Source organism: Variovorax multivorans (genome assembly GCF_051216835.1).
GTDB lineage: Bacteria > Pseudomonadota > Gammaproteobacteria > Burkholderiales > Burkholderiaceae_C > Variovorax.
Window position 1 is genome coordinate 69,880 of the sequence record NZ_JBPJZL010000007.1, and the last position, 26,936, is coordinate 96,815.

A 26,936-nucleotide genomic window follows, 5' to 3' on the forward strand; every position below is an offset into this window, starting at 1 on the left:
CGCAAGGGGCGGGCGAAGACGAAGAAGTCCCTCGGCTATCCTAGCCGAGTGAATTCCATCGTCATCTCCTCGCTCCTCCCCGTCGTCCTGCTCATCGCTGTCGGCTATCTGGCAGGCAAGCGCCGCTGGATCGGCGGCAATGCGGTGAAAGACCTGTCGCACCTCATCTTCCTGCTGCTCGCGCCCGCGCTGCTGTTCCGCGCCATGAGCACGGTGCACGTCGAGCAGCTGAGCCTCAAGCCCGTGGCGGCGTACTTCATTGCCTCGGGCCTGCTGTTCGCGGGCACGCTGGCGCTGCGCGGGTTCAACCGCACGGCGGCGGTGCTCGCGCTGGCCAACACCTACAGCAACACCGTGATGATCGGCATCGCGCTGATCGGCCTGGCCTACGGCGAGGAGGGCATGGTGGTGCTGCTCACGCTGATTTCGCTGCATTCGCTGGTGCTGCTGACCAGTGCCACGGTGGTGCTGGAGCTGGCCGTCGCGCGCGAGCAGGCCGGCGCCGCTGGCGCAGACAAGCGGCCGTCGATGGCTCGCACTGTGATGCGCGCGCTGCGCAACGCCATCATTCACCCCGTGCCGATGCCGATCATCGCGGGCCTGCTGTTCGCGCAGACCGGGCTGGTCATGCCCGAGGTCATCGACAAGCCGATTCAGCTGCTGGGCCAGGCCTTCGGGCCGATCGCGCTGGTGATGGTGGGTATTACCCTCGCGCTCACGCCCATCGGCCGGCACTGGCGCGGCGCGCTGGTGCAGGCACTGGTGAAGAACCTGCTGCATCCGCTGCTGGTGGCCCTCATCGGCTGGCTGCTGGGCGTGCGCGGCATTCCGCTCACGGTGATGGTGGTGGCTGCGGCGCTGCCGATCGGTGCCAACGTGTTCCTGTTCTCGCAGCGCTACCGCACGTCCGAAGACCTGGTGACGGCCAGCGTCGCGGTGTCGACGGTACTGGGGCTCGTCACGCTCACGCTCGTGATGATGTGTGTGCAGTGGCTGCCCTGAGTCCTTCGGTCTCTTCTCCTTGGCGTTGAGCGGACTTTCGCCTTAGAACGCTTCGCCGCACGCCTATGCCGTTTGGCAGGGTGGCCGTTTGGCGAGATGGCGCGGGGCCGCTGGCACCCTACATTTGCCGGCTGATGATTCACCCGGCGCGCTCTTCGCCCCTTCTTGCTATGGCGGTGGTCGCGACGGTGATCGCGCTGCACGGCCGTCCCGCGCAGGCCGCGGAGCCCGCTGGCGCGGCCAAGCCGTGCCGCACGCCGTGCCTGTCGGCGAACGCGCCGCGCGAGCCGGCCGAGCCGCCTCCCGCCGAGAAGTCTGAAAAGACGGACGAGACGCCGCTGAAGCCGAAGCCGGTGATCAGGACACGCGCGCAGCCGGCCGCGTCGCCATCACCGCCGCCAGTGCAACGCGAAGCCGCCGCGCCGCGCCCTGCGCCATCGAAGCGCTGCAGCGAAATCAACATGCGCGCCGCCGTCGGCGAGCCGCTGTCGGACCAGGACATGAAGACATTGAGGAGCCAATGCTGATGACGACCACCACCCAACGAGTCCGCACGGCGCTGCGCCTGTTCGCGCTGTGCGCCGCCGCCGTGCTTGCCGCCGCCTGCGCGCACCGCCCCGCGCCCGGCAACGCCATGCCCTTCGATCAGGCCGTGAACCAGGCAGTGGACGACCTGATGGTGCAGACGCAGAAGCTGCCGGCCTTCCTGGCCAAGGTGGAGTCGACGCTCACGCAGCGCCGCATCGTGATCGATCCGCTGCTCGAAGGCGCGAGCGGCCAGCAGACCGAGGTGACGCGCGTGGCCGAGCAGCGCATCGTCCAGCGCATGCAGGCGCAGTTCAAGCAGTTCACCGTCACGCCGTTCAACGCCAGCGAGATCGGCAACGCGCAGTACGTGCTGAACGGCACGCTGGTGCGCGACAAGGACGCCTCTGGCGGGCCGTACCGGTTGAACCTTGCACTGACCGAGATCAAGAGCGGCGTGGTGATCGCGCAGTCGGTCACGCGCATCAGCGATGCCACGCTCGATACGCGGCCCACCGCCTTCTTCCGCGACAGCCCGGTGAACGGCAAGGACCGCGGCGTCGAGGGCTACATCCGCACCGCCGAAACCCAGCCCGGCCAGGCCGCCGACGCGCTGTATCTGGAGCGCCTGCCGACCTCGACCGTGCTGCAGGAAGCCACCGCCGCCTACGAGGCCGGCCGCATGAGCGAGGCGCTGAGCCGCTACGAGGCTGCGGCGAAGCGGCCCGACGGCCAGCAGCTGCGCATCTACAGCGGGCTGTACCTCACGCAATCGCAGCTCGGCCGCACTGCTGATGCCGAGAAAACCTTCGGCACTATCGCGCGCCTTGGACTCGAAACCAACAACCTGAGCGTGAAGTTCCTGTTCAAGCCGGGCTCGACCGACTTCCTGTCCGACCCGAAGATCAGCACCGCCTATCCGATGTGGCTGCGCCAGATCGCGCGGCAGGCGGCGCAGATCGATTCGTGCGTGGTGGTCACGGGCCACACGAGCCGCACGGGTTCTGAGGCGGTGAACGAGCGGCTGTCGCTGCAGCGCGCGGTGAGCGTGAAGGCCCGGCTGGTGGGCGAGGCGCCGCCGCTGTCGAAGAAGCTGCGCGAATCGGGCATGGGCTTTCGCGAGAACATCGTCGGTACGGGGGCCGACGATGCGAGCGACGCGCTGGATAGGCGCGTCGAGTTCAAGGTCGTAGGCTGCGAGGCCTGACGACGACTTGACTCAGGGAGCCAGCCGCTCGCGCACCCAGTCGCCGCCTTCGAGCCGGTAGCGCAGCCGGTCGTGCAGCCGGCTCTTGCGGCCTTGCCAGAATTCCCAGCGGTCGGGCACCAGCCGGTAGCCGCCCCAATGCGGCGGGCGCGGCGGCGAGAGCAGGTGCTTGGCGGCGAACACGGCCGCGTTCTTCACCAGCACGTCGCGTCCGCTGATCACTTCGCTCTGCGGGCTGGCCCAGGCGCCGATGCGCGAGTCGAGCGGTCGGCTTGCGAAGTAGGCGTCGCTCTCTTCAGTGCCCGCCTTCTCGACGCGGCCTTCGATGCGCACCACGCGCTCCAGCTCGACCCAGTGGAACTGCAGCGAAGCGTACGGATTGCCCGACAGTTCGCGGCCCTTGCGGCTCTCGTAGTTGGTGTACCAGACGATGCCGCGCGCGTCGTAGCCCTTGATGAGCACGATGCGGCTCGACGGCCGCAGGTCGCTGCCCACGGTGCACAGCGTCATCGCATTGGGCTCGGGCACCTGTGCGTCGATGGCTTCGGTGAGCCAGCGCTCGAACTGCTTCAGCGGGTCGCCGGCGCTGTGGGCCTCGCCGAGCTCGGCTCGCTCGTAGCTCTTGCGCAGTGCCGCCAGTGCGTCATTGGAGAGAGGAGAAGTCATGCCGGGATTGTTGCGCACATACTCGGCCCATGACGACACAGAAGGCGAATTCCCCGGTAGTGATCGTGCTGGCCTCGGGCCGCGGCGAGCGTTTCATCGCGGCTGGCGGCACGGGCTCGAAGCTGAAGGCGCTGCTCGCCGGCAAGCCGGTGCTGGAGCGCACGCTCGACGCGGTGCGCGCCAGCGGTCTGCCGTGGCATGTGGAAGACGCGGGGCACCCCGGCATGGGCGACTCGATTGCGGCGGCCGTGCGCGCCACGTCCGATGCGGCTGGCTGGCTGATCCTGCCGGGCGATCTGCCGCTGGTGCTGCCCGCGACGCTGCAGGCCGTTGCAGCTGCCCTCGGCGGCCGGGTGAATGCCGTGCAGCCGCAATACCGGGGCGAACGCGGGCATCCGGTAGGCTTTGCCGCCGGATGCGGCGCGCAGCTCGCTACCTTGGAGGGAGGCCTCGGCGCATCGTCCATCCTGCGGTCGATGCGCGCCATCGATTCGGTCGCCGACCTGGCGGTGGACGATGTCGGCGTGGTCACCGACATCGACACGCCCGAGGCGCTGGCGCAGGCCGAGGCACTGTGGCTGGCGCGCGTGGGCGCCTAGCCTTTTCTATTCGATCTCAGGGCTTGGCGATCACGGCGCAGGCGATGCGCGGGCCCGAGTTGCCTGCCGGCTGCGTCGTGAAATCGTCGGGGTCGCGGTGCACCACCAGCGCACGGCCGACCACGCTGTTGGCGGCGCCCGGCGTCAGCGAGATCGCGTGGTCTTCCACGCTGAAGCGCGCCATGCCGCTGGCGTCGGCGCGCAGGCTCGGCAGTTCGCCGGCATGGCTGCCCGGCGCGGCGAACTTGCCGTGCGTGCCGCCGGCCGGGTTGAAGTGGCCGCCCGAGGCATTGCCGTTGTCGCCGCAGTCGCCCTTTTCGTGGATGTGGAAGCCGTGCTCGCTGCCCGGCACCAGGCCGCGCACCTCGCCCGACACGCGCACGCCATGCTCGAGGGCGGTGAAGGTCACCGTGCCGCGCGTCGGGTTGGGCGTGATCGCGGCGGTCGGCACCAGTTCGACGGCCGTGCTCGGCTTGCCGCCCATGCTGCCGCAGGCGGCCAGGAGGGCCGAGGCGAGGAGGGCGGTGCAGGTGGCGATGAGACGACGTTGGTTCATGTGTTTTCCTTGGAGGGTCCGGAAGATTGGGAGGATTCGGATTTGTCTGGAGACCCCGGAACATATACCGGAGCCTGCGGTGCATCGCAATCAGCAGCGTTCCCTGACTGGCGCTGCTCCTGTTCCTTTGCAGCGGCCAGCGCCACCAGCCGCGCCAGCGCCGCGTCGTGGATCGAATGCCGCTGCAGCTCCAGCAGCGTCTGCTGCGCGTAGTCGAGCGAGCTGCCGTAGCGGCCGACGGCGTGGGTAAAGATGTGGCGGTAGTGATCGTCGCTGAGCTCGCCCGTGAAGTTGGGGCTGCGCCGCGACAGCGTGAACGCCAGCGCGCGCACCGAACCTTCAGCCGTGCCGCATTGCAGCCACCTGGGGTCGTACACGCCGGTCGGCATCTCGCGCAGCCAGAGCCGGCCCAGGGTTTCGAGGCCCTCGGCCTTCGGCACGCGGAACACCATGCCGCGGCAGCTGCCGCCCGAGAGCAGCCCGAACACGAGGCCCGGCGTCTGCACGCTGCCGCGGTTCACGCGGCTCCACATCTTCAGCGCCCGGTGCCAGCCGTGCACCCAGGCAGGTCGGCGTTCAGTGAAGCTGAATTCGGGCCGCCAGATCAGCGAGCCGTAGCCGAAGAGCCAGAGATCCTCATGTCCGCCCCAGTCGGCGATGGCGCGCTCGAGCATCGGCTGCGGGTCGCGCAGGGGCTTGGGCATGGGGTCGAGTCCCGGCGGACCGGGGTTCGGCGCAGGGTCCGACACGGGGGTGTCAGGGCCGACGCCTACAATTTCCTGATCATGGTTCACCGCACCATTATTTACCGACCTCTTTCCTACGGAGCAAGACCCGCAATGAGCGACGACGACAGCCAGCAGAATTTCATCATCGGATTCGTCATGGCGCTGATCGCCCTGGTGATCTTCTTCGTGGTGGGCATCGTGCTCTGGCACAAGGGGCACAACCCGGCGGCCGCCAAGCCCGCTGCGGCAGTGACGATCTCGGCGCCGGCCCCCAGTGCGGCACCCAAGGTGGCCGAAGTCACCGAGACGGTGACGGTCACGATCCCCGACGGCGCCAGCGTCCGCGTGGTCGACGGCGTGGTGAGCTTCTACTTCGCGACCGGCAGCGCCGATCTCGCACCGGGCGCCGCCGAAGCACTGGCCGCGGTCATCAAGGGCGTCGAAAGCGGCCGCAAGGCGGTGATCTCGGGCTTCCACGACACCACCGGCGACGCCGCCATCAACGAACAGCTCGCGAAGAAGCGCGCCGAGATGGTGCGCGACGTGCTCGTGGGCCTGGGCGTTCCGGCGGCTAAGGTCGACCTGCAGAAGCCTGCCGTGACGGCCGGCACTGGCAACAACGCCGAGGCGCGCCGCGTCGAGGTGAAGCTGGTCGACTGAGCGCCACGCACCCCGATTGCCAGATCAGAGAAGAAGCCCGGTAACGCCGGGCTTTTTTGCGTACGCCTCCCGGCAGGGCGCGAATGGGTAAATTCGTATTGCCTGGCGCCTGGATTTCATCGGGCTTTGACGCCCGGCTTGTTACCATGGGCCTCCAGGCCCACAGTCGCCCTGGCGACATGCAGCAAGAGCCACGTACCCCCATGAGCAGCAGCACAAACCCCACCGTCCGCGACGTTACCGATCGCATCCGCGAGCGCAGCCAGGGGCTGCGCGGCGCCTACCTTACCCGCCTTGCCGAAATCCGCGCCCGCGACCGCGGCTCCGACCGCATGGGCTGCGCCAACGTGGCGCACGCCGTGGCCGGCATCCCGGCCAACGACAAGTTCCGCGTGGTGACCGAGCGCGCGCCCAACATCGGCATCGTCACCGCCTACAACGACATGCTCTCGGCCCACGCGCCGTACCAGGGCTACCCGGACATCATCAAGCAGGAGGCCCGCCGCCTCGGCGCTACCGCACAGGTGGCCGGCGGCGTGCCTGCCATGTGCGACGGCGTCACGCAGGGCACGCCCGGCATGGAGCTGAGCCTGTTCAGCCGCGACCTGATCGCCATGAGCACCGCGGTTGCGCTCACGCATGACATGTTCGATGCGGCACTGCTGCTCGGCGTGTGCGACAAGATCGTGCCGGGCCTGCTCATCGGCGCGCTGCACTTCGGCCACTTGCCGACCGTGTTCGTGCCAGCCGGCCCGATGCCCTCGGGCCTGTCGAACGGTGCCAAGTCGAAGGTGCGCGAGCAGGCGGCGCAGGGTCTTGTGGGCCGCCAGGGCCTGCTCGACGCCGAGATGGCCGCCTATCACACGGTCGGCACCTGCACCTTCTACGGCACCGCCAACAGCAACCAGATGCTGCTCGAAGCCATGGGTCTGCACGTGCCCGGCACGGCCTTCATCCAGCCGGGCGACGCGATGCGTGAAACGCTCACACGCGAGGCCGTGCGCACAGTGCTCGGCAAGGCGGGCGAGGCAGCATTCAATTGCCCGCCTATCGGCGAGATGGTCGACGAGCGCTGCATCGTCAACGCCATGGTGGCCCTGCTCGCCACGGGCGGCTCCACCAACCACCTGATCCACTGGGTGGCCGTGGCGCGCGCCGCAGGCATCCTGATCGACTGGGATGACTTCTCCAAGCTCTCCGACGTGGTGCCGCTGCTGAGCCGCGTGTATCCCAACGGCAGCGCCGACGTGAACGAGTTCCAGGCCTCGGGCGGCCCCGGTTTCGTGATCGGCGAACTGGTCGATGCCGGCCTCATGCATGCCGACGTGCTGACGGTGCGCTCGGGCGGCATCCGCGAATTCGCGAACATTCCGGCGCTCGCGGGTGATGCGGGCGAGCACCGCCTGCAATGGACCCCCGCCGCGTCCCTGAAGAACGAAGCCGTCACGCGCACCGTCGCGAGCCCGTTCAGCGCCACTGGCGGCCTGAAGCTGCTGAGCGGCAACCTCGGCCGCAGCGTCATCAAGGTGTCTTCGGTGCCCGACGACCGCCACGTCATCGAAGCCCCTGCGCGCGTGTTCGACTCGCAGGCCGCGCTGCAGAAGGCATTCACCGCCGGTGAGCTGGAGTGCGACGTGGTCTGCGTGGTGCGCTGGCAGGGCCCGCAGGCCAACGGCATGCCCGAGCTGCACAAGCTCACGCCGCCGCTGTCGGTGCTGCAGGGCAAGGGATTCCGCGTGGCTCTGGTCACCGACGGCCGCATGAGCGGCGCGTCGGGCAAGATTCCGGCCGCGATCCACGTCTCGCCCGAAGCGGCCGCGGGCGGCCCGCTTGCCAAGGTGCGCGACGGCGACCTGATCCGTCTCGACTCCGTCGCGGGTACGCTCGCCGTGTTGCTGCCCGAAGACGAATGGGCAGCGCGCGAGACCGCAACGCAACCCGAAGCGCAGCGCATCGCCGACGGACACGGCCTCGGCCGCGAACTGTTCGCCGGCATGCGCCGCAATGCATTGACCGCAGAAGAAGGAGCCTGCTCATGGCTATGAACGAAAAACTCACCGCGCTGGACGTGATGCGCGACGCACCGGTCATTCCGGTCATCGTGCTGAACGACGTGAAAGACGCCGTGCCCCTGGCGCGTGCGCTGGTGGCCGGCGGCATCCGCATGCTCGAAGTCACGCTGCGTACGCCGCAGGCGCTGCAATGCATCGAGGCCATCGCCAAGGACGTGCCCGAGGCCGTGGCCGGCGCCGGCACCATCCGCAGCGCTGCCGATGCGCAAGCCTCGGCGCTGGCCGGTGCCAAGTTCGGCGTGAGCCCGGGCTACACGCGCGCGGTCGGCAAGGCCTGCCACGACCTCGGCCTGCCGCTGCTGCCCGGCGTGGCCACTGGTAGCGAAATCATGACGGCGCAGGAAGACGGCTACACGCAGCTGAAATTCTTCCCCGCGCTGCAGGCCGGCGGTCTGCCCATGCTCAAGGCATGGCAGGGGCCGTTCGGCGACGTCACCTTCTGCCCGACGGGCGGCATCCATGCTGGCAACGCGGCCGAGTTTCTTGCGCTGTCGAACGTGGCCTGCGTGGGCGGTTCGTGGATCGTGCCGACCGACGCGATCCGTGATGGCGACTGGGCGCGCATCGAGCAGCTGGCACGCGCCGCGAGCCAGCTGCCGCGCTGAGCATCGCCATGAGCGGCGTTGATTTCGACGCGAGCGACCTCAAGGTCATCGCGTTCGACGTTTTCGGCACGGTGGTCGACTGGCACAGCGGCATTGCCGCCGAGGCCGAGAGCGCACTGCCTGGCGTGGACGGCGCAGCCTTCGCGCTGGCCTGGCGCGCCGGCTACCAGCCTGCGATGAAGGCGGTGATGGAACGCATCGCCGCGGGCGAGGGCGGCTTCACGCTGCTCGACGAACTGCACCTGAGCATGCTCGAACAGGTGCTGCACGACTTCAGCTTGGCCAACCACCTCGACACCGCCGCCAAGCGCGATCTGAGCCGTGCCTGGCATCGCCTGCCCGCCTGGCCCGATTCGGTGGCCGGGCTCACGCGGCTCAAGAAGAAGTTCACCATCTGCACGCTGTCGAACGGCAACATCGGTCTGCTCACCGAAATGGCAAAGCGCGCCGGCCTGCCCTGGGACTGCGTGCTGTCGGCCGAAGTGTTCAAGGCCTACAAACCCGATCCGCGCACCTACCTCGGCGTGGCGGGTGTGTTCGACGCAACGCCCGGGCAGGTGATGCTGGCCGCCGCGCACCACGACGACCTGGCCGCCGCGCGCACCTGCGGCCTGAAGACCGCGTACATCGAGCGCCCGCATGAATTCGGCCGCGCCAGGCCGAAGGATGTTTCGCCGCAGCCAGACAACAACCTGCATGCGCGCGACATCAACGAGTTGGCGGACCTGCTGGGCTGCTGATCAGTCTGTGAGCAGCTTCTCCACCGTGCGCAGGTTGCGCGTGGTGGTGCTCGACTTGTAGCGGGTCTTGCCGAGCAGCTTGGCCACTGGCGTATCGAGGCTCTCGCCGCGCGGGCATTGCCAGTACAGCACGCTCTTGCCGCGCTTCAGCTGTTCGACGTCAGCATCGACGGTGCCGGCCTTCTCCACGATTTCATCGAGCATCGCGGCGTCGGAGCCGAACACGATGTAGGGATGGCGCTCCTCGTCGATGCGCTCGAAGGGGTAGCCCGCCGCCATCTCGGCCACGGTCTTCTGCGTGAGCAGCACGATCCACGCGTCGTAGCCGAAGCGCTTGCGCAGCGCCTGCTCGATGCGCGTGCGCAGCGCGGCGGCATCACTCTCGCCGGTGTCGAACAGCACGTTGCCACTCGCGAGCACGGTGCGCACTGCGCCGAAGCCCAGCTCGACGAAAAGCGCCTTCAGGTCGGCGCTCTTGATGGCGATGCCGTTGACGTTCACGCCGCGCAGCAGCGCGACGTGGCGGGTTGTCGTGGCCTGCTTCTTCGTGCTCGCCATGGCCGCCCCGCCGCGCTTCAGCGCAGGCCGCCGCCAGCGGCGCCTTCGTCACGCTGAATGAGCTCGATCTTGTACCCGTCAGGGTCCGTCACGAACGCGATCACGGTGGTGCCACCCTTGACCGGCCCCGCCTCGCGCGTCACGTTGCCACCCGCGGCCTTGATCTTCTCGCAGGCCGCGTACGCATCGGGCACGCCCAGCGCGATGTGGCCGTAGGCGGTGCCGAGTTCGTAGCTTTCGGTGCCCCAGTTGTAGGTGAGCTCGATCTCGGCCTGGTCGGGGTTGCCCTTGCCGTAGCCGATGAAGGCCAGGCTGTACTTGTACTCGGGGTTTTCGGACGTGCGCAGCAGGTTCATGCCGAGCACCTTGGTGTAGAAGTCGATGGAGCGCTGGAGGTTGCCAACGCGCAGCATGGTGTGGAGGAGTCGCATCTCGTGGTGCCGTGTAGTTATGGGGAAGATCGGAAAGGGAGGCCGCTATTGTCTGCCTCCCGGCGCGGCGATCAAGCCGCCAGTGTCAGCAGGTGGGCCTGGTGGCGCTTCAGGAATTCCATCAGGTGCTGCGGGTACTCGGGCACCACGGCGTTGCGCACGCTGGGGCGGGCGGCCAGCGCCTTGCGCCAGGCGTCGACCTTGGGCAGGGCGTCGAACACGTGCGAATCGCTGATCGCGTCGAACACTTCGAAGTAGCGCAACACCGGTGCGAAGACCGCGTCGACGAGGCTGAAGCTGCGGCCCGCGAAGTAGGGGCCTTCGCCCAGTGCAGCTTCGACGCGCTCGAACTTGGCGATGAGCGCGAGGCGCTTCTGCTCGAACACGGCCGCGTCCTGCGTGGTCTCGTAGCCCCAGAGGTCGGCGAGGATGGCCGAGCCGAATTCCATCCAGGCGCGGTGCTCGGCGCGGGTGAGCGGGTCTTCGGGGTGCAGGCGCGCGCCGGGCTGGGTTTCTTCGAGGTATTCGCAGATCACGTTGCTTTCGAACAGCACGGCCTCGCTGTCATCGGGCCGCTGCACCTTCAGCAGCGGCACCTTGCCAAGCGGCGAGATGTCGAGGAACCACTGGGGCTTGTTGGCGAGGTCGATCACGATGCGCTCGAAGGGCACGTCTTTTTCATTCAGCGCGATCGCGGCGCGCTGCACGTACGGGCACAGCAGGTGGCTGACGAGGGTGAGGGCTTGTCGCGTCATGGGGCTTCCGTTCTTTGGGATGGATGTGTCTGGAACGCCGCGATTCTTGCGATCCCGAACAACCTTTTCCCGATAGGCCCATTCGAGAAACGGCCCCCTTGTGCTAATGCTGCTAGGCCGCCGTGTCGAGCCAGTGCGTGATACGCCCGCCGTGCATCACGCCGATGCGGTCGGCCATGGCGTGCGCTTCAGCCTCGTTGTGCGTGACGAGAATCGCGGTCTGTCCGGCCTGCTTCAGGATGCCGCGCACCTCAGTGGTCAGCCGCTCGCGCGTGCCGCCGTCGAGGTTGGAGAACGGCTCGTCGAGCAGCAGCAGCGCGGGTGAGGGCGCGAGCGCACGGGCCAGCGCAATGCGTTGCTGCTGGCCGCCGGAGAGCTCATGCGGATAGCGTTCGCCCGCGTCGGCCAGCCCGACCAGCGCAAGCATTTCTGCGACGCGCGATTGCTGCGCCGCACGGTCCATGCGACGCAGCCCGAAGGCCACGTTCTTTGCGGCCGACAGATGCGGAAACAGCGCGTACTCCTGGAACATCATGCCCACGCGCCGTTGCTCGGGCGGCAGGTGCTTCTGCGCGGACGACAGCAGCACGTCGCCGAGCCGGACAGTGCCGACGCGCACCGGCTCGAAGCCGGCGATGGCGCGCAACACCGTCGTCTTGCCGCAGCCCGATGGGCCGAACAGGCAGCCGATGTCGCCCGCGTTCAAGGTCAGCGAGAAGCCATCGACGACCGTGTGCAGGCCGCGCGGTGTGTCGTAGGCGAGCGTGATCGCATCGATGTGCAGGGGGGAACTCATGTCTTGTCGGGGCCGAGTGTGGCTGATGGCGTGCCAAGCTGGTTGCGCGCAAGCAGCACGACGGGCAGCAGACCGGCCAGCACGATCGCGAGCGCTGCAATCGCGCCTTCTTCATATGTGCCGCGCGCGGCCTCGGCATAGAGCCATGTGGCGAGGGTGTCGAAGTTGGCGGGCCGCAGCAGCAGCGTGGCCGGCAGCTCCTTCATTGCATCGACGAACACCAGCAGCGCGGCTGCAGCCATGGCGGGGCGCAGCAGCGGCAGGTGCACGCGGCGCAGCGTGCCGGCGGTGGTTTCGCCAAGCAGGCGCGAGGCCTGCTCGATGGTGGGGGGAATGCGCGCGAGGCCGGCCTCGATGCCGCCCACGGGCATCGCGAGAAAGCGGATCGCGCAGGCCACGACCAGCACGACACCGGCGCTCATCAGCGGCAGGCCCTGCCAGCCGAGCGCGGTGGCCAGGGCGGCATCGAAGGCCAGTGCAGGCGTGAGCAGGCCGATGGCCAGCACCGTGCCCGGCACCGCATAGCCAAGCGTTGCCACGCGCGCCTGCCAGCGCGCGCGGTTGAGGCTCGAACCCTGGCTGCGCGAAACCCAGGCGACGACCAGCCCTGCCGCCACCGCGACCACGGTGACACCCGAAGCCAGCGCCAGCGTGTTGCCGAGGCTGGCAATGAGGCCGCGGGAAACGCCGCCGCCCTGCTGCAGCCGCTTAGCGCTTTCCCAGACGAGGTAGAGCGCAGGGGCCACGAAGCCGATCAGCACGGGCGTCGCCGCCGTCGCGGTCGCAGCCCAGGCCGCGCCGCCATGCAGGCGCCGTGGCTGCACCGCGCGCATGCGCTGTGTCGAACCGAAGCGCTGGTGCTGCCGGCCGTTGCGTTCGAGCCAGACCAGCGCCACCACCACGAACAGCATCGCGCACGCAATCTGCGCCGCACCCGCCAGGTCGGAGCGCGTGATCCACGTGGTGTAGACCGCCACCGTCAAGGTGTTCACGCCCAGGAATTCAGAAGCGCCGATGTCGTTGAGCGTTTCGAGCAGCGCCAGGCTCAGCCCCACGGCCAGCGCCGGCCGTGCCAGCGGCAGTGCCACGCGAAAGAACGCACCGCGCCGGCTTTCGCCGAGCATGCGGGCCGCTTCCATCAGGTGCGCCGGCTGCGTCATGAACATCGCGCGCGCCGTCATGTAGACGTACGGATAGAGCACAAAGCCCAGCACGAAGATCGCACCGGGCATCGAGCGCAGGTCGGGCAGGCGGAACTGGCGCGGGCTGTCGAAGCCCAGCACCCAGCGGATCGCGCCCTGCACGGGGCCGATGGGGTGCAGCAAGTCGAGGTACGCGAAGGCGACGATGTAGGTCGGCATCGCCAGTGGCAGCAGCAGCGCCCAGTGCAGCACGCTGCGCCCGGGAAAGTCGTGCGCCGTTACCAGCCACGCGCAGCCGGTGCCGATCACCAGCACCAGTGCGCCCACGCCCGTGAGCAGCAAGGCCGTGTTGAGCGCCACCTGCGGCAGCACATGCGCGAAAAGCGGCCCCCAGTGGCCGACGCCAGAGCCGAACGCGAGCCATGCCAGCGTGAGCACCGGCGCGAGCACGCCGATGGCGATCAGGAACGACGCGCAGCGCCACGCCGGGCCCGCGGCGCGCAGGCCCGGCGGCTGGCGCCGCGCTGTCAGCATTCAGTCGCCGGCAAGGCGTGCCCGGCCGTCCATGTCACTGGTCGAAGCCGACCTTGTCCACCAGGGCGCTGGCCTGCTTGCGGTACTTGGCAATCTCGGTCAGCGGCAGCGGATCGACCTTCAGCTCGCCGACGGTCTGTCCGATGATCGGGTCGAGCGCCACGCCCTTGCGCACCGGGTACTCGTAGTTGGTCTGCGCATACAGCGACTGCGCCGGTTCCGACACCAGGAACTCGAGCAGCTTGACTGCGTTGGCGCGCTGCGGCGCGTTCTTTGCCACGGCCGCGCCGCTGATGTTGACGTGCGTGCCGCCGCTCTTGGCGTTGGCGAAGGTCGGGCGCACCACCTTGATGGCGTCGCCCCACTTGCGCGCGTCGGTGCCTTCCTTGGCGCTCTTCATCTGGCCGACGTAGTACGAGTTGGCCAGGCCCACGTCGCAGATGCCGCCGAGGATGTCGCGCGCCACGTCGCGGTCGCCGCCCGTGGCCTTGCGCGCCAGGTTGGCCTTGACGCCGCGCAGCCACTGCTCGGCCTTGGCTTCGCCGTCGTGCGCGATCAGCGAGGCGACCAGCGCGGTGTTGTAGGGGTGCTGCCCGGCTCGGATGCAGACCTTGCCCTTGTACTTCGGGTTGGCCAGGTCTTCGTAGCGGAAACTCGTGAGGGGCAGGCTCTTGTCGGCATACAGCACGCGCGCGCGCAGCGAGAGCGAGAACCACTGGCCGTCGGCGCCGCGCAGGTTGGCCGGAATGGCCGATTCGAGCGCGGCCGATTTCACCGGCTGCGTTACGCCGCCGTCGACCAGGTCCATGAGGTTGCCGATGTCCACCGTCATCAGCACGTCGGCCGGCGAGCGTGCGCCTTCGGCCTTGACGCGCTCCAGCAGGCCGTCTTTCACGAACACGGTGTTGACCTTGATGTTGCTCTGCGCGCTGAAGGCCGAGATCAGCGGTTGGATCAGCGCCGGCTCGCGCGTCGTGTAGAGGGTGAGTTCGTCGGCTGCGGCAGCCTGCGCGGGCAGGGCGGCGACGGCAAGCCAGGCGGCGCTGGTGGCGAACAGTGCGCGCACGGCGCGGCCTTGGACGCTTGAGCGTTCGGTCATGAGGATCCTCCAGGAGCGGGTGTTCTAGAAAGCTCCGAGACCTGTTGCAGGCATCGGATGAGAATAATTATCACTGGGGGTATGAATTGCGACGCCTTTGGACTTACAGGTCGAAGGCCTACTGCCTCGTTGCAAAGTACGGTGCCTGCGCCGCTCAACAGGATGTGATGAACGTGAAGCGATCTGTTTTCGTGCTCGTGTCGGCGGTCTATGCGCTGTTCTGCACCGCGATGCTGTTCGGCCTTCCGCGCAACCGCTACGAGTGGATGCTGGAAGACCCGGCGATGCGCGCCGACGGCATGACCTTCTGCACCCTGCCCATCGACCACGGGCTGGATGCGCGGGTCGAGTCCTTCGCGTACCTGATTCCCCTGCTGGTCGTGGCGGTGGTGCTGTCGGTGCGGCGGCGCAGGCCGCACTGGCTGCTGTGGGTGGGGCTGGTGCTGGTGGTGCTCTGGGGCGCTCGCTTCCTCGTGCTGACGCCCTCCTGCCCAACCCGATAGCGCGGGGCTCAGCGCGCCGGCGGCACCTCGAACACCAGGCAGGTGGTCGTGGCGTGTGCGAACAGCGTACCGTCGGGCCCATAGAGGCGAGCCTCGGCGGTGGCGAGCTGCTTGCCGCAATGGATCACCTTTCCTTCGGCGCGCACGCGCTGAACCTTGGGCGTGAGGCCCTTCACGTAGTTCACGCTCAGCTCGGCCGTGGTGTAGGCGCGCCCAGGCGGCATCATCGTGTGCACGGAGCAGCCCAGGGCCGAATCGAGCATCGTCGCGACCCAGCCGCCATGGATGGTGCCCAGCGGGTTCAGGTGCTGCGCCAGCGGCGTGCCCTGGAAGATGGCCACGCCCTGGCGCACTTCGAGGATCGTGAAGTCCAGCGTCTTGGCGATGGCTGCATAGGGAATGTCGCCGTTCAGCATCGCCTGCATCACTTCGAGGCCGGTCTTGCCGGCGATCTGCTCGGGGCGGGCGAGGCCGGGGCCTGGGCCGGCTTCGAGGCGCTCGGCGATGCGGCGTTCTTCGGCGATCCAGGCTTCGAGTTGGTTGGGGTTTTGTGTCATGCCTGTGTTCCTCCTGGGGGCTTTGGCGTAGGGTGGTAGTTGCATATGCAATAGTTGCACATACAATAATATCCCATGGACACCCCCACCAAGCCACGCGGCTGCACCAGCTTCAAGGTGCGCCAGCTTTCGCGCCGTCTTTCGCAGTTCTACGACGCCGAGGTGTCGAAGAGCGGCTTGAAGACCACGCAGTACTCGCTGCTGTCGAACCTCGCGCGGCTCGGCCCTTCGCGGCCGGTCGACTTGGCGGGCGAACTCAAGATGACCGCCTCGACCCTCAGCCGCAACCTGCAGCCGCTGATCGTCGCGGGCCTGGTCGCGCAAACCGCCGGCGCCGATGCGCGCAGCCGGCTGGTGCATGTCACGCCCGAAGGCGAAGAGAAACGGCGCGAGGCGCTGGCCCACTGGAAGACCGCGCAGCAAAAGCTCAATGCGCTGCTGGGTGTGGAGCGCGTGCTGGCGCTGCACCTGCTGATCGACGAGTCGATGGAACTGCTGGGCGCCGAAGACGTGCCCGACGGCGACGACTGACCCGCCTCCAACCGCTTTCCCGACCCCATCCCATCACGCGTTCCGTCGCGCGCGGCTCCCGTTTTTTTCTTCTCCTCCACATCTCATTCCAACAGCAGAGGTCCCATGTTCGCCACCCCCGTTTCCGCATGGCTCCAGCGCCGCGGCATCCACTACGGATGGATCGTCGCCGCCATCACCTTCCTGACCATGCTGACCATGTCGGCCGCGCTGGGCCTGCCGGGCGCCATGCTGCAGCCGCTGGGCAAGGAGTTCGGCTGGAGCACCGAGCAGATCTCGTCGGCGCTCGCTCTGCGCTTCGCGCTGTTCGGCCTCATGGGCCCATTCGCCGCGGTGCTGATGGAACGCTACGGCCTGCGCGCGGTGATCTGCACCGGCCTCGCGCTCGTCGGCATGGGCATGGCGCTGGTCACCATGGCCTCGCAGCTGTGGCAGCTGTTCGTGCTGTGGAGCCTGATGCTGGGCCTGGGCACCGGCATGACGGCGCTGGTGCTCGGCGCGGTGGTGGCCAACCGGTGGTTCGTCGCGCGGCGCGGGCTGGTGATCGGCATGCTCACTGCGAGTTCGGCGACCGGGCAGCTGGCCTTCCTGCCGTTCGCGGCCTGGATGATCGAACACTGGGGCTGGCGCTCGGCCATCGTGCCGATCGTGATCGGCAGCATCCTCATCGGCGTGCTGGCGCTGTGCCTCATGCGCAACCGGCCTTCGGACATCGGCCTGCTGCCTTACGGCGAACTGCCCGGCACGCAGCCGGCAGCGCCTGCCGCCGCCGCGCCAGCGATGAATTTCGCCACGCCGTTCCGCGTGCTGAAGGAGGTGTCGACCAACCGCACCTTCTGGATCCTGGCCGGCACCTTCTTCATCTGCGGCCTGAGCACCAACGGGCTCGTGCAGACGCACTTCATCTCGCTGTGCGGCGACAACGGCATGGGCGCGGTGCCCGCTGCCTCGGTGCTCGCGATGATGGGCGCCTTCGACTTCGTCGGCACGATCCTCTCGGGCTGGCTGTCGGACCGCTATGACAACCGCAAGCTGCTGTTCTGGTACTACGGCCTGCGCGGGCTGTCGCTGTTCTGGCTGCCGCATTCGGAATTCACCATCTACGGCCTGGGCATCTTCGCGATGTTCTACGGCCTCGACTGGATCGCCACCGTGCCGCCGACCGTCAAGCTCGCGGGCGCCGCCTTCGGCCCGGCCAAGGTCGGCCTCGTGTTCGGCTGGGTCTTTGCCGCGCACCAGCTGGGCGCCGCCACGGCTGCCTATGGCGCCGGCTTTGCTCGCACGCTGCTGCTGACCTACACCCCGGCGCTCTACGCGGCTGGCGCGGCCTGCCTGGTGGCGGCGCTGATCGTGACGATGATCCGCCGCCCGGCGGCGAAGGCCGGCACGCCGGTCACGCCTTCCGCAGCGGCACGTGCCTGAACGCATCGAGGCTCCCTCCATGACAGCTTCAAACAGCACCGCCGAACTCGACCCGCGCACGCGCCGCCTGCTCGAGGCGCCCATCGTTCCCACGCTGCTGCGCCTCGCCGCGCCCAACGTGCTGGTGATGGTGGCGCAGGCCTCCGTTGGCCTCATCGAAACCTACTTCGTCGGCAAGCTCGGCACCAATGCGCTCGCGGGCATGGCGCTGGTGTTCCCCATCGTCATGCTGATGCAGATGACATCCAGCGGCGCGATGGGCGGCGGCATCGCTTCGTCGATCGCCCGCGCGCTAGGCGCACGCCGCCGCGCCGATGCCGACGCTCTGGTGTGGCATGCCATCGTCATCGCGCTGGGCTTCGGCCTGTGCTTCACGCTGGCGTTGCTGCTGGGCGGACGCTGGTTGTACGGGATCATGGGCGGCACCGGACCCGCGCTCGACGCGGCGCTCACGTACTCGAACTGGGTGTTCGCGGGCGCGATGCTCGTGTGGCTCTTCAATTCGCTCTCGGCCATCATTCGCGGCACCGGCAACATGTCGGTGCCGGCCAACGTGACTGTGGTGGGCGTGGTGTTCCTCATTCCGGCGTCGCCGCTGCTGATATTCGGTGTCGGGCCGCTGCCGGGCATGGGCATCGCGGGCGGCGCGATGGCGCTGCTGCTGTACTACCTGCTGGGCTCCATTGCGCTCATCGTCTACCTGCGCTCGCCGCGCAGCCTGCTGCGGCCCACGCTGGCCGCGCTCAAGCTGCGCTGGCCGCTGTTCCGCGACATCCTGCGCATCGGGCTGGTGGGCGCGGTATCGACGGTGGCGACCAACCTGTCGATCGGCATCGCCACTGCGCTGACGGGGCACTTCGGCTCGGGTGCGCTGGCCGGCTACGGCACGGCCTCGCGGCTCGAATACCTGCTGGTGCCGCTGGTGTTCGGCCTTGGCGCGCCGCTGGTTGCGATGGTCGGCACCTGCATGGGGGCCGGGCAGCGCGAGCGTGCGCTGCGTGCCACCTGGGCCGGCGCGGCGTTGGCCTTTGCGCTGACCGAGACCATCGGCATTGCGGCCGCGCTGTTCCCGCGCCCATGGCTGCTGCTGTTCGGCAACGACCCGGCCATGCTCGAAACCGGCGCGCACTACCTGCGCGTGGTGGGGCCGCTGTATGGCTTCTTCGGCGTCGGGCTGGTGCTGTATTTCGCGTCGCAGGGCGCGGGCCGCCTGCTGTGGCCGGTGCTGGGCAACATCGCGCGCCTGGCGGTTGCCGGCACGGGCGGCTGGCTGGCGCTGCGCTGGGGTGGCGGGCTCACCGGCGTGTTCGCGGCGCAGGGCGTGGCACTCGTGGTGTACGGCATCGTGATCGCATCGGCCATCGCGGGCGGCGCCTGGTTCGGCCGCGTGGGCTGGCCGCGCACCACCAACGGCCTGCTGCGGCGCGTGGCGCAGGCCTGAGAACAGTTTTCAACGATTTCCATCAACGAAAGACTCATCATGAAAATCAAGGACTCCGTGGTCTTCATCACCGGCGCCAATCGCGGCCTCGGTCTCGCCTTTGCGAAGGCGGCGCTGGCAGCGGGTGCGCGCAAGGTCTATGGCGCGGCGCGCGACCCGAAGAGCATCGTCTTGCCCGGCGTGACGCCGGTGGCACTCGACGTGACGCAGCTCGCGCAGATCGAAGCGGCCGTGCGCGCCTGCGGCGACGTCACGCTGCTCGTCAACAACGCGGGCATCTCTCGCGGCTCCAGCTTCCTCGGCTCACCCGATGCGCTGGCCGCTGCGCGCGCCGAATTCGAAACCAATTTCTTCGGCCCCTGGGCGCTGACGCAGGCCTTCGCGTCCGTGCTCGCGGCCAACGGCGGCGGGGGTGTGATCAACGTGCTGTCGGCCCTGAGCTGGACCACCTTCCCGAGCGTTGCGACCTACAGCGCGACCAAGTCGGCGGCCTGGTCGCTGAGCAACGGCCTGCGCAATGAACTGGCCGGGCAGGGCACGCAGGTCACGAGCCTGCACGTGGGCTACATGGACACCGACATGGCCGCGCATGTGCAGGGCGACAAGTCCTCGCCGGACGACGTGGCGCGCCAGGCGCTGGCGGGCGTGGAGGCGGGGCGGCCCGAGGTGCTGGCGGACGAAGTCTCGCGGCAGCTCAAGCAGACCCTGTCGAGCGCGACGCCGCCCTATGCGGGTTCCCCGGCCTGAACGCAAAACCCGGGCACGCGGCCCGGGTCTTCATCAATAGCGATAGGGGTTGTTGGGCCGGCGGTCGTAACGGTTGGGCACACCGTCACCGTCGTTGTCCCGGCGGCCGCCATGGTGGCGGCGGTCATCCCAGCGGCGGTCGTAGTAGCCGTCGCGGCGATAGCCGGGGCCGTAGTAGTGACGCGGCGGAGGCGGCGGTGCGTAGTAGCGGCGCGGAGGCGGCGGTGCGGGCACGACATACACCTGCGCCTGAATGAAGTTTCCGCTCGCATGGGCCTGGGCCGGAACGGTGAGCGAGGCCAGCGACAGAAGGGCCGCGGCGCCGAATGCAAAAGAAAGCTGTTTCATGTGATCCCCCGGTTGTGGTTGGAAGCCCCATCCTCGCGGCCTTGTGTGAAGTTGGTGTAAGGCTGGAGCGAAATCGGATGAAGAGCTGTAAGCGCCTTGCGTGCAGGACGTAGCAAGGCCAAGACACAATTGTGAATGGACTTTGCACCGCGGAACATGTCCCGCGGATAGGCCATTGGCCGTATCGGCCGGAAGTTCAGCCGCGCGGGGCGGGCAGCATGCGGCGCAGGGCTTCGAAGAACAGGTCCGACTGCTCGCGTTCACCCTGGATCTGCGCCGCCACGTGCGCGGCCAGCTTCGCATTGACCGGCACCAGTGGGCGCCCGGTCGACTGCGCGATCACCTGGTGCAGGCAGGCGCGCTCCAGGTAGTAGAGGTCGTCGTAGGCGTGGGCAATGTTGCCGCCGGCCACGATCACGCCGTGGTTCGCCAGAAAGGCCACGTCCTTGCCCGCCATGGCGCGGGCGATGCGTTCGCCCTCCGCGTCGTCGAGCGCAAGGCCGTTGTATTCGGCGTCGATGGCGATGCGGTTCATGTAGCGCATGGCGTTCTGGCTCGCGGTCGGGTCGAGCGCGCGGTCGACCGTGATCGTGAGCGCCGTGGCATACGGCATGTGGCAGTGCAGCACGACTGCATGACCCGTGATGCGGTGCACCGCGCCATGGATGAAGAGGGCGGTGGGCTCCACGCGGTGGCGCCCGGCGAGCACCTCGCCGTGCACGTCGATCAGCACGATGTCGTCGGGGCCGATCTCGCTCCAGTGCAGCCCGCGCGGGTTGATGAGGTAGCGGTCTTGTGCGCCCGGCAACATCACGCTGAAGTGATTGCAGACGCCTTCTGACAGCCCGTGGTGGGCGGCTGCGCGCAGGGCCAGGGCGAGGTCTTCGCGCAGCTTGCGCACGGCAGGGCTGGCGTAGGTGGCATCGGCGGACATCGAGGGGCTCTCCATTTTTCTTGTTACGGAGTAAGGGCGTAGATCAGGCGAGGATCAGGCGAGGGTCAGGCGAGGGTCAGGCCCGTCCAGGCCGCGATGAATTTCTTCGCGTCTTCGCGCACCGCCGCGGCCTGCTTGCCGGGCTTGTAGAGCGCGGAACCGATGCCGAAGCCGGCAGCGCCAGCCGCGCGCCATTCGGCCATGTTCGCGGGGGTGATGCCGCCCACGGGCATCACCGGCGTGCCGGCCGGCAGCACGGCCAGCAGCGCCTTCACCACGGCGGGCGAGGCCAGTTCGGCCGGGAACAGCTTGAGCCCGGTGGCGCCGGCCGCGAGCGCGCCGAAAGCCTCGGTCGGCGTCATGACGCCCGGCAGGCAGACCATGCCGAGCCGCACGGCTTCGGCAATGACCTCGGCGTTGAAATTGGGCGAGACGATCAGTTCGCCGCCGGCCGCATTCACCTCGCGCACCTGCTGCGCGCCGAGCACTGTGCCGGCGCCGACCAGCGCCTGCGGAAAGCGCTTGCGCATCAGCGCGATGCTTTCCAGCGGTTGAGGCGAATTGAGCGGCACTTCGAGCAGCCGGAAGCCGGGCTCGACGATGGCATCGCCGACATCGGCTGCCTCGGCGGGCGTGAGGCCGCGCAGGATCGCCACCAAGGGCAGCTCGCGCATCGCGGCGCCGAATTTGTCGAGGGGAGTGGGGGTGCTCATGCGGGAATTCTGTCGGAATCGAGAAAGCCGGACAGCGCATGCAGCCCGGCCCAGGTGGCTTCGGCCCCCAGCGTGCGCGTGGCGACGCCGGTGGCGCGCAGGGCCAGTGTGTAGCGCTGGGTGAGGGCGGAGGAGCCGATCAGGATCACCTCGCCGGCCGCCTGCAGCGACTGCGTGCGCAATTCTTCGCCGATCAGCAGGCCCGAGAGATAGCTCGCGAGCTCTTCCTTCGGCATGCGCTCGAACAGCGCGAGCGTGCGTGTGCCGAAGGCGTTGTGCAGCAGGCCGTGCCCGTTTTCGGAGCGTGTGACGCCTTCGAGGAACGAGGCTTCATCGAGCGGCGCCGATGCATCGAGCGTGCGCGCCAGGATCGAGTGCTGGCTCAGCAGCGCGTAGAACTCGCCCGTCATGTAGGTGCGGAAACCCGCGACGCGGCCCTTTTTTACCGTGACCCATTTGTTGTGGGTGCCGGGCAGCACGAAGACGCCTTCGCTCAGGCCGGTGAGCTCCATCGCGCCGAAGATCTGCACCTCTTCGCCGCGCATCACGTCGGGTACGCCGGCGTGCTCGTCGCTCAGGCCGGGCACGATCGCGATGCGGGCGCCGGGAATAGCATCGATGTCGATGATCTTGCGGCCCACTTCGACGCGGCCCGCCGGGCAGGCGCAGTAGGGCGCTTCCACCCAGCCCTGCTTGCTGCCGGCCATGCCGGAGATCAGGCAGCGCGTGCCCTCAAGGCGCATCCAGTCGCCGAACAGCGTCTCGAAGACGGCGGGAAAGCCGCCTTCGGGCACCGTGAGAATGCCGCGCGCATCGCTGCGCTCTTCCAGCACCTTGCCGCCGGCATCCAGCAGTGCGCCGCGCAGTGAACTCGTGCCCCAGTCGATTGCTACCAGTCTTGTCATCTCAGTGATTGTCGCGCGGCACGAATGCCCCGCGGCGACCACGCAGGAAGGCCAGGTCGGCTCCCTGGTCAGCCTGCAGCACTGTATCGACGTACAACTTCCAGTAACCGGAGTCCAGCGGCGCCTTCGGTGCCACCCACTTAGCACGGCGCTCGGCCAGTTCTTCGTCGCTCACATGCAGATGCAATTTACGGTTCGGCACGTCGAGCTCGACGATGTCGCCGTCCTGCACCAGCGCCAGCGGGCCGCCGGCGGCCGCTTCGGGCGCGGTGTGCAGAACCACCGTGCCGTAGGCCGTGCCGCTCATGCGTGCATCGCTGATGCGGACCATGTCGGTGATGCCTTTGCGCAGCACCTTCGGCGGCAGCGGCATGTTGCCCGCTTCGGCCATGCCGGGGTAGCCCTTGGGGCCGCAGTTCTTCAGCACCATGATGCAGTGCTCGTCGATGTCGAGGTTCTCGTCGTCGATGCGCTTGTGCAGGTCTTCGGCGCTTTCGAACACCACCGCGCGGCCCTTGTGCACCAGCAGCTCGGGCGTGGCCGCGCTCGGCTTGATGATGGCGCCGTTGGGCGCGAGGTTGCCGCGCAGCACGCAGATGCCGGCCTTCTCCTTGAAAGGCTCCGCCAGCGTGCGGATGACTTGCGGGCCGTAGTTCTCGGCGTCCTTCACGTTCTCCCACAGGCTCTGGCCGGTGACGGTGAGGATGTCCTTGTGCAGGTGCTCGGCGATCTCCTTGATGACTACCGGCAGGCCGCCCGCATAGCAGAAGTCTTCCATCAGGTACTGGCCCGAGGGCTGCAGGTTCACGAGGCAGGGCAGATCGGAGGCGAGGCGGTCGAAGTCGTCGAGCGTGAGGTCGACACCGATGCGGCCCGCAATGGCCAGCAGGTGGATCACGAGGTTGGTCGAGCCGCCGATGGCAGCATTGACCTTGATCGCGTTCTCGATGGCCTGGCGCGTGAGGATCTTCGACATGTTCATATCTTCATGAACCATGTCGACGATGCGCCTGCCCGCCTGCCGTGCCAGCACGTTGCGGCGGCCGTCCACGGCGGGGTAGGCCGCATTGCCCGGCAGGCCGATGCCCAGCGACTCGACCATGCTGGCCATGGTGCTCGCGGTGCCCATCGTCATGCAGTGGCCGTGGCTGCGATGCATGCAGCTCTCGGCCTCGAAGAATTCCTGCAGCTTGAGCGTGCCGGCACGCACCTGTTCGCTCATCTGCCACACGCCGGTGCCCGAGCCGAGCTCCTGCCCGCGCCACTTGCCCGAGAGCATCGGGCCGCCCGACACGCCGATGGTCGGCAGGTCGACGCTGGCTGCGCCCATCATGAGTGCGGGCGTGGTCTTGTCGCAGCCCATGAGCAGCACCACGCCGTCGAGCGGATTGCCGCGGATGCTTTCTTCCACGTCCATGCTCGCGAGGTTGCGATACAGCATGGCGGTGGGCCGCAGCAGCGTTTCGCCGAGCGACATCACGGGAAACTCGAGCGGGAAGCCGCCCGCTTCGTACACGCCGATCTTCACTTGCTCCGCGAGCGTGCGGAAGTGCGAGTTGCAGGGCGTGAGTTCGCTGAATGTGTTGCAGATGCCGATGACCGGGCGACCGTCGAACTGGTCGTGCGGCACACCCTTGCCCTTCATCCAGCTGCGGTAGATGAAGCCATCGCGGTCATGACGGCCGAACCATTGCTGGCTGCGAAGTTCACCGGGTTTTTTCTTTGGGGCGGTGCTCATGAAATGTCTCTCTTTGTTGTCGATGCGTGGGCTCGACCCTCAGGGTTTGTCCTGCCGATCCAGCGTTTCAATCATCATATGATAAGCGCGAACAATGCGCCGGAGCCTTAGTGTTTTCGAGCGGCGAGATATCAGATTTCACATCGCACATGATCAAGAACATCCACGGTCGCACGCTCGAACTCCTCGGTGAAGCCGTGGTGGCGGGGCGCTATGCGATCGGCGCGTCGATCCCCTCCGAGCCCGTGCTCGGCGAGGAACTCGGCGTGAGCCGGACCGTGGTACGCGAGGCCATCAAGTCGCTGGCAGCCAAGGGCCTGATCGTCACCGGTCCGAAGGTCGGCACGCGTGTGCTGCCCAAGGACAAGTGGAACTGGTTCGACCCCGACGTCATCACCTGGCAGGCGCGTGCGGGGCTCACGCCCGAGTTCCTGCGCGACCTGCAGGACCTGCGCCGCGTGGTGGAGCCAGCGGCAGTAAGGCTTGCGGCCGAGCGGGCCACGGCCACCGACATCGAGGAAATAGAAAGCGCCTTCGCAGGTATGAAGGAAGCCGTGGAGAACGGCGGCGACTACGTCACCTTCGACCTGCGTTTTCACAACGGCCTGCTGAGTGCCGCGGGCAACCGCATGTTGTCGCAGATGAGCAAGGTGCTCAACGCGCTGCTGCGCACCAGTTTCGAGATTTCGACCACCAAGCCCGACGGCCCCACGCTTTCGCTGCCGCTGCATCGTGCGGTGCTCGATGCGGTGATCGCGCACGACCCGGTCAGGGCCGAGCTCGCGATCATCCGTCTCATCGACGGCGCGCGCCAGGACATCGAGGACGTGCTGGGCTCGCGCCGACGATTGCCGCGCCTGAGCAGGCCGCCGCCCAGGCTCAAGGCCAGTTAGCTGGTCGCATTGGCGCCGTCTACGCGTTTGTCCGCAGTTCGCATCCGGTTCTTTCACCCTACGCTCGCGCCCCGAGCAAATTCCACCCAAGAGAAGAAGGAGACATCAACCATGAAACTCGTCAAGTCGCTGATTGCGCCGACGCTGGTCGCGCTGGGCCTGCTGTCGGCAGGCCACGCTGCCGCGCAGGAGAAACTCACCGTATGGTGGGTCAAGGGCTTCTACAAGGCGGAGGACGACGCACTGTTCGCCGCCATCAAGAAGTTCGAGGAGAAGAACAAGAACGTGAAGATCGAACTGTCGCAGTACCCGATCCAGGACATGATCCCCAAGACCGTGTCCGCGCTCGACTCGGGCAGCCCTCCTGATGTGGCGTACGCCGACGTGTACGACTTCCAGGTCACCGGCAAGTGGGCCTACGACGGCAAGCTCGAAGACATCAGCAGCGTGCTCACGCCAATGAAGGACCGCTTCGCGCCCAACACGCTCGAGACCACCTACCTCTACAACGACCAGACCAAGACCAAGGCCTACTACGCCTTCCCGATCAAGCAGCAGACGATGCACATCGAGTACTGGCGCGACATGCTGGCCGAGGCGGGCTTCAAGGAGTCGGACATCCCGACCACCTGGAAGGAGTACTGGTCGTTCTGGTGCGACAAGGTGCAGCCCGCCAGCCGCAAGGAAAGCGGCAAGCGCAACTTCGGCATCGGCATGCCGATGGGCGTTGATTCGAGCGACGCGTTCTACTCGTTCCTGACCTTCATGGACGCCTACAACGTCAAGCTGGTGGACGACAACGGCAAGTTGCTGGTCGACGACCCGAAGGTGCGCACCGGCCTGATCGGCGCCATGACCGACTACACCACGCCCTACACCAAGGGCTGCACGCCGCCTTCTTCCACCAGCTGGAAGGACCCGGACAACAACGTCGCCTTCCACAACAAGACGACCGTGATGACGCACAACGCGACCATCTCCATTGCCGCCAAGTGGCTCGACGATTCGAACAACGCCTCGCTCACGCCCGAGCAGCGTGAAGAAGCGCGCAAGAACTACACCGAGCGCATCCGCACGGCAGGCTTTCCGAGCAAGCCCGACGGCAGCAAGATGGTCTACCGCACGGCCGTGAAGACCGGCGTGGTGTTCAAGGACGCGAAGAACAAGGCCCGCGCCAAGGAGTTCGTCACCTTCCTGCTGCAGGAAGAAAACCTGACGCCGTACGTCGAGGGTTCGCTGGGCCGCTGGTTCCCCGTGACCAAGACCGCGCAGCAGCGTGACTTCTGGAAGGCCGACCCGCATCGCCTCTCTGTCTACAACCAGTACGCCGCCGGCACAGTGACCTTCGAATTCACCAAGAACTACAAGTTCACCGTGCTGAACAACGAGAACGTCTGGGCCAAGGCCATGAGCCGCGTCGTGACCGACAAGGTGCCGGTGGACAAGGCCGTGGACGAGATGATCGCGCGCATCAAGACGGTGGCGGGGCAGTAAGCCGCGCACGCACGGCACCCGTCAACAAACCAGCA

30 protein-coding genes are annotated in these 26,936 nt (G+C 67.7%); 15 read left to right on the top strand and 15 right to left on the bottom strand.

What is annotated here, in order from left to right:
- Nucleotides 1-48: 48 nt before the first annotated feature.
- From ACSFCA_RS19250 to ACSFCA_RS19260, 3 genes are all read left to right on the top strand, one after another.
- Entirely contained in the window at nt 49-1,002 is a 954-nt protein-coding gene (locus ACSFCA_RS19250; RefSeq protein WP_435460868.1) for an AEC family transporter, read from the top strand.
- 134 nt (nt 1,003-1,136) lie between these two features.
- Nucleotides 1,137-1,529 (top strand): hypothetical protein, encoded by a 393-nt coding sequence (locus tag ACSFCA_RS19255; RefSeq protein WP_435477244.1) that lies wholly within the window; start codon nt 1,137-1,139, stop codon nt 1,527-1,529.
- Nucleotides 1,523-2,734, top strand: coding sequence for an OmpA family protein (locus ACSFCA_RS19260; protein WP_435460867.1), 1,212 nt, complete (start codon nt 1,523-1,525; stop codon nt 2,732-2,734). The genes ACSFCA_RS19255 and ACSFCA_RS19260 overlap by 7 nt, the downstream gene beginning before the upstream one ends.
- A 12-nt stretch (nt 2,735-2,746) precedes the next feature.
- Here the strand turns inward: ACSFCA_RS19260 and pdxH are convergent, their stop codons facing one another.
- Nucleotides 2,747-3,400 carry a pyridoxamine 5'-phosphate oxidase gene (gene pdxH, locus ACSFCA_RS19265; RefSeq protein ID WP_435460866.1) on the bottom strand — a complete coding sequence of 218 codons (654 nt, stop codon included), beginning with the start codon at nt 3,398-3,400 and terminating at the stop codon, nt 2,747-2,749.
- Nucleotides 3,401-3,429: 29 nt separating this feature from the next.
- Between pdxH and ACSFCA_RS19270 the strand changes: the two genes are divergently transcribed.
- Entirely contained in the window at nt 3,430-3,999 is a 570-nt protein-coding gene (locus ACSFCA_RS19270; protein WP_435460865.1) for a nucleotidyltransferase family protein, read from the top strand.
- Nucleotides 4,000-4,015: 16 nt separating this feature from the next.
- On the opposite strand, the gene ACSFCA_RS19275 is transcribed toward ACSFCA_RS19270, so the two are convergent.
- A complete protein-coding gene (locus ACSFCA_RS19275) occupies nt 4,016-4,555 on the bottom strand; it encodes a superoxide dismutase family protein (RefSeq protein ID WP_435460864.1) in 540 nt (179 codons plus the stop codon).
- Complete coding sequence (locus ACSFCA_RS19280; protein ID WP_258350414.1) at nt 4,552-5,259, bottom strand: gamma-glutamylcyclotransferase; 708 nt, start codon at nt 5,257-5,259, stop codon at nt 4,552-4,554. Before ACSFCA_RS19280 ends, ACSFCA_RS19275 begins: the two co-directional genes overlap by 4 nt.
- 135 nt (nt 5,260-5,394) lie before the next feature.
- Between ACSFCA_RS19280 and ACSFCA_RS19285 the strand changes: the two genes are divergently transcribed.
- The 4 genes from ACSFCA_RS19285 (at nt 5,395) to ACSFCA_RS19300 (ending at nt 9,360) form a co-directional block, all read left to right on the top strand.
- On the top strand, nt 5,395-5,943 hold the full coding sequence (locus tag ACSFCA_RS19285) for an OmpA family protein (RefSeq protein WP_093078833.1): 549 nt from the start codon (nt 5,395-5,397) through the stop codon (nt 5,941-5,943).
- Nucleotides 5,944-6,146: 203 nt separating this feature from the next.
- Nucleotides 6,147-7,988, top strand: a complete 1,842-nt coding sequence (gene edd, locus ACSFCA_RS19290; RefSeq protein ID WP_435460863.1) for a phosphogluconate dehydratase — start codon at nt 6,147-6,149, stop codon at nt 7,986-7,988.
- Nucleotides 7,979-8,620 carry a bifunctional 4-hydroxy-2-oxoglutarate aldolase/2-dehydro-3-deoxy-phosphogluconate aldolase gene (gene eda / locus ACSFCA_RS19295; protein ID WP_093058255.1) on the top strand — a complete coding sequence of 214 codons (642 nt, stop codon included), beginning with the start codon at nt 7,979-7,981 and terminating at the stop codon, nt 8,618-8,620. Before edd ends, eda begins: the two co-directional genes overlap by 10 nt.
- Before the next feature lie 8 nt (nt 8,621-8,628).
- Nucleotides 8,629-9,360 (top strand): haloacid dehalogenase type II, encoded by a 732-nt coding sequence (locus tag ACSFCA_RS19300; RefSeq protein ID WP_258350410.1) that lies wholly within the window; start codon nt 8,629-8,631, stop codon nt 9,358-9,360.
- On the opposite strand, the gene ACSFCA_RS19305 is transcribed toward ACSFCA_RS19300, so the two are convergent.
- The 6 genes from ACSFCA_RS19305 to ACSFCA_RS19330 all read right to left on the bottom strand — a co-directional run bounded on the left by ACSFCA_RS19305 (nt 9,361) and on the right by ACSFCA_RS19330 (nt 14,675).
- Nucleotides 9,361-9,918: a DUF1697 domain-containing protein gene (locus ACSFCA_RS19305; RefSeq protein WP_435460862.1), complete on the bottom strand. Its 558-nt coding sequence runs from the start codon at nt 9,916-9,918 to the stop codon at nt 9,361-9,363.
- A 17-nt stretch (nt 9,919-9,935) separates the two neighbouring features.
- On the bottom strand, nt 9,936-10,349 hold the full coding sequence (gene gloA / locus ACSFCA_RS19310) for a lactoylglutathione lyase (RefSeq protein ID WP_081268016.1): 414 nt from the start codon (nt 10,347-10,349) through the stop codon (nt 9,936-9,938).
- Nucleotides 10,350-10,420: 71 nt separating this feature from the next.
- Nucleotides 10,421-11,104 carry a glutathione S-transferase family protein gene (locus ACSFCA_RS19315; RefSeq protein WP_435460861.1) on the bottom strand — a complete coding sequence of 228 codons (684 nt, stop codon included), beginning with the start codon at nt 11,102-11,104 and terminating at the stop codon, nt 10,421-10,423.
- Between the two features lie 112 nt (nt 11,105-11,216).
- Nucleotides 11,217-11,900, bottom strand: a complete 684-nt coding sequence (locus tag ACSFCA_RS19320; RefSeq protein ID WP_435460860.1) for an ABC transporter ATP-binding protein — start codon at nt 11,898-11,900, stop codon at nt 11,217-11,219.
- Complete coding sequence (locus tag ACSFCA_RS19325; protein ID WP_435460859.1) at nt 11,897-13,576, bottom strand: ABC transporter permease; 1,680 nt, start codon at nt 13,574-13,576, stop codon at nt 11,897-11,899. Before ACSFCA_RS19325 ends, ACSFCA_RS19320 begins: the two co-directional genes overlap by 4 nt.
- A 34-nt stretch (nt 13,577-13,610) precedes the next feature.
- Complete coding sequence (locus ACSFCA_RS19330; RefSeq protein WP_435460858.1) at nt 13,611-14,675, bottom strand: Fe(3+) ABC transporter substrate-binding protein; 1,065 nt, start codon at nt 14,673-14,675, stop codon at nt 13,611-13,613.
- 173 nt (nt 14,676-14,848) lie between these two features.
- Here ACSFCA_RS19330 and ACSFCA_RS19335 point away from each other — a divergent pair, with 173 nt between their 5' ends.
- Complete coding sequence (locus tag ACSFCA_RS19335) at nt 14,849-15,178, top strand: hypothetical protein (RefSeq protein ID WP_435460857.1); 330 nt, start codon at nt 14,849-14,851, stop codon at nt 15,176-15,178.
- An 8-nt stretch (nt 15,179-15,186) separates the two neighbouring features.
- Here ACSFCA_RS19335 and ACSFCA_RS19340 read toward each other — a convergent pair whose 3' ends face one another.
- On the bottom strand, nt 15,187-15,735 hold the full coding sequence (locus ACSFCA_RS19340; protein WP_435460856.1) for a PaaI family thioesterase: 549 nt from the start codon (nt 15,733-15,735) through the stop codon (nt 15,187-15,189).
- Nucleotides 15,736-15,810: 75 nt separating this feature from the next.
- On the opposite strand from ACSFCA_RS19340, the gene ACSFCA_RS19345 reads away from it, so the two are divergent.
- From ACSFCA_RS19345 to ACSFCA_RS19360, 4 genes are all read left to right on the top strand, one after another.
- Nucleotides 15,811-16,266, top strand: coding sequence for a MarR family winged helix-turn-helix transcriptional regulator (locus ACSFCA_RS19345; protein WP_093058264.1), 456 nt, complete (start codon nt 15,811-15,813; stop codon nt 16,264-16,266).
- A gap of 105 nt (nt 16,267-16,371) precedes the next feature.
- Nucleotides 16,372-17,688 (top strand): MFS transporter, encoded by a 1,317-nt coding sequence (locus ACSFCA_RS19350; RefSeq protein ID WP_435460855.1) that lies wholly within the window; start codon nt 16,372-16,374, stop codon nt 17,686-17,688.
- A gap of 19 nt (nt 17,689-17,707) precedes the next feature.
- Nucleotides 17,708-19,129: an MATE family efflux transporter gene (locus tag ACSFCA_RS19355; RefSeq protein WP_258350397.1), complete on the top strand. Its 1,422-nt coding sequence runs from the start codon at nt 17,708-17,710 to the stop codon at nt 19,127-19,129.
- 39 nt (nt 19,130-19,168) lie between these two features.
- Nucleotides 19,169-19,876 (top strand): SDR family oxidoreductase, encoded by a 708-nt coding sequence (locus tag ACSFCA_RS19360; protein WP_435460854.1) that lies wholly within the window; start codon nt 19,169-19,171, stop codon nt 19,874-19,876.
- A 33-nt stretch (nt 19,877-19,909) separates the two neighbouring features.
- Here the strand turns inward: ACSFCA_RS19360 and ACSFCA_RS19365 are convergent, their stop codons facing one another.
- From ACSFCA_RS19365 to ACSFCA_RS19385, 5 genes are all read right to left on the bottom strand, one after another.
- Nucleotides 19,910-20,224 carry a hypothetical protein gene (locus tag ACSFCA_RS19365; protein WP_258350395.1) on the bottom strand — a complete coding sequence of 105 codons (315 nt, stop codon included), beginning with the start codon at nt 20,222-20,224 and terminating at the stop codon, nt 19,910-19,912.
- Between the two features lie 196 nt (nt 20,225-20,420).
- Nucleotides 20,421-21,173 carry an aldolase gene (locus tag ACSFCA_RS19370; RefSeq protein ID WP_258350394.1) on the bottom strand — a complete coding sequence of 251 codons (753 nt, stop codon included), beginning with the start codon at nt 21,171-21,173 and terminating at the stop codon, nt 20,421-20,423.
- 50 nt (nt 21,174-21,223) lie between these two features.
- On the bottom strand, nt 21,224-21,871 hold the full coding sequence (locus tag ACSFCA_RS19375; protein WP_435460853.1) for a 2-dehydro-3-deoxy-6-phosphogalactonate aldolase: 648 nt from the start codon (nt 21,869-21,871) through the stop codon (nt 21,224-21,226).
- Nucleotides 21,868-22,776 (bottom strand): 2-dehydro-3-deoxygalactonokinase, encoded by a 909-nt coding sequence (locus ACSFCA_RS19380; RefSeq protein ID WP_435460852.1) that lies wholly within the window; start codon nt 22,774-22,776, stop codon nt 21,868-21,870. Before ACSFCA_RS19380 ends, ACSFCA_RS19375 begins: the two co-directional genes overlap by 4 nt.
- A 1-nt stretch (nt 22,777) precedes the next feature.
- Entirely contained in the window at nt 22,778-24,514 is a 1,737-nt protein-coding gene (locus ACSFCA_RS19385) for an IlvD/Edd family dehydratase (RefSeq protein ID WP_435460851.1), read from the bottom strand.
- Nucleotides 24,515-24,663: 149 nt separating this feature from the next.
- Between ACSFCA_RS19385 and ACSFCA_RS19390 the strand changes: the two genes are divergently transcribed.
- Nucleotides 24,664-25,407: a FadR/GntR family transcriptional regulator gene (locus ACSFCA_RS19390; RefSeq protein ID WP_435460850.1), complete on the top strand. Its 744-nt coding sequence runs from the start codon at nt 24,664-24,666 to the stop codon at nt 25,405-25,407.
- Nucleotides 25,408-25,518: 111 nt separating this feature from the next.
- Nucleotides 25,519-26,901 carry an ABC transporter substrate-binding protein gene (locus ACSFCA_RS19395; protein WP_093078812.1) on the top strand — a complete coding sequence of 461 codons (1,383 nt, stop codon included), beginning with the start codon at nt 25,519-25,521 and terminating at the stop codon, nt 26,899-26,901.
- The last annotated feature ends 35 nt before the right edge of the window (nt 26,902-26,936 follow it).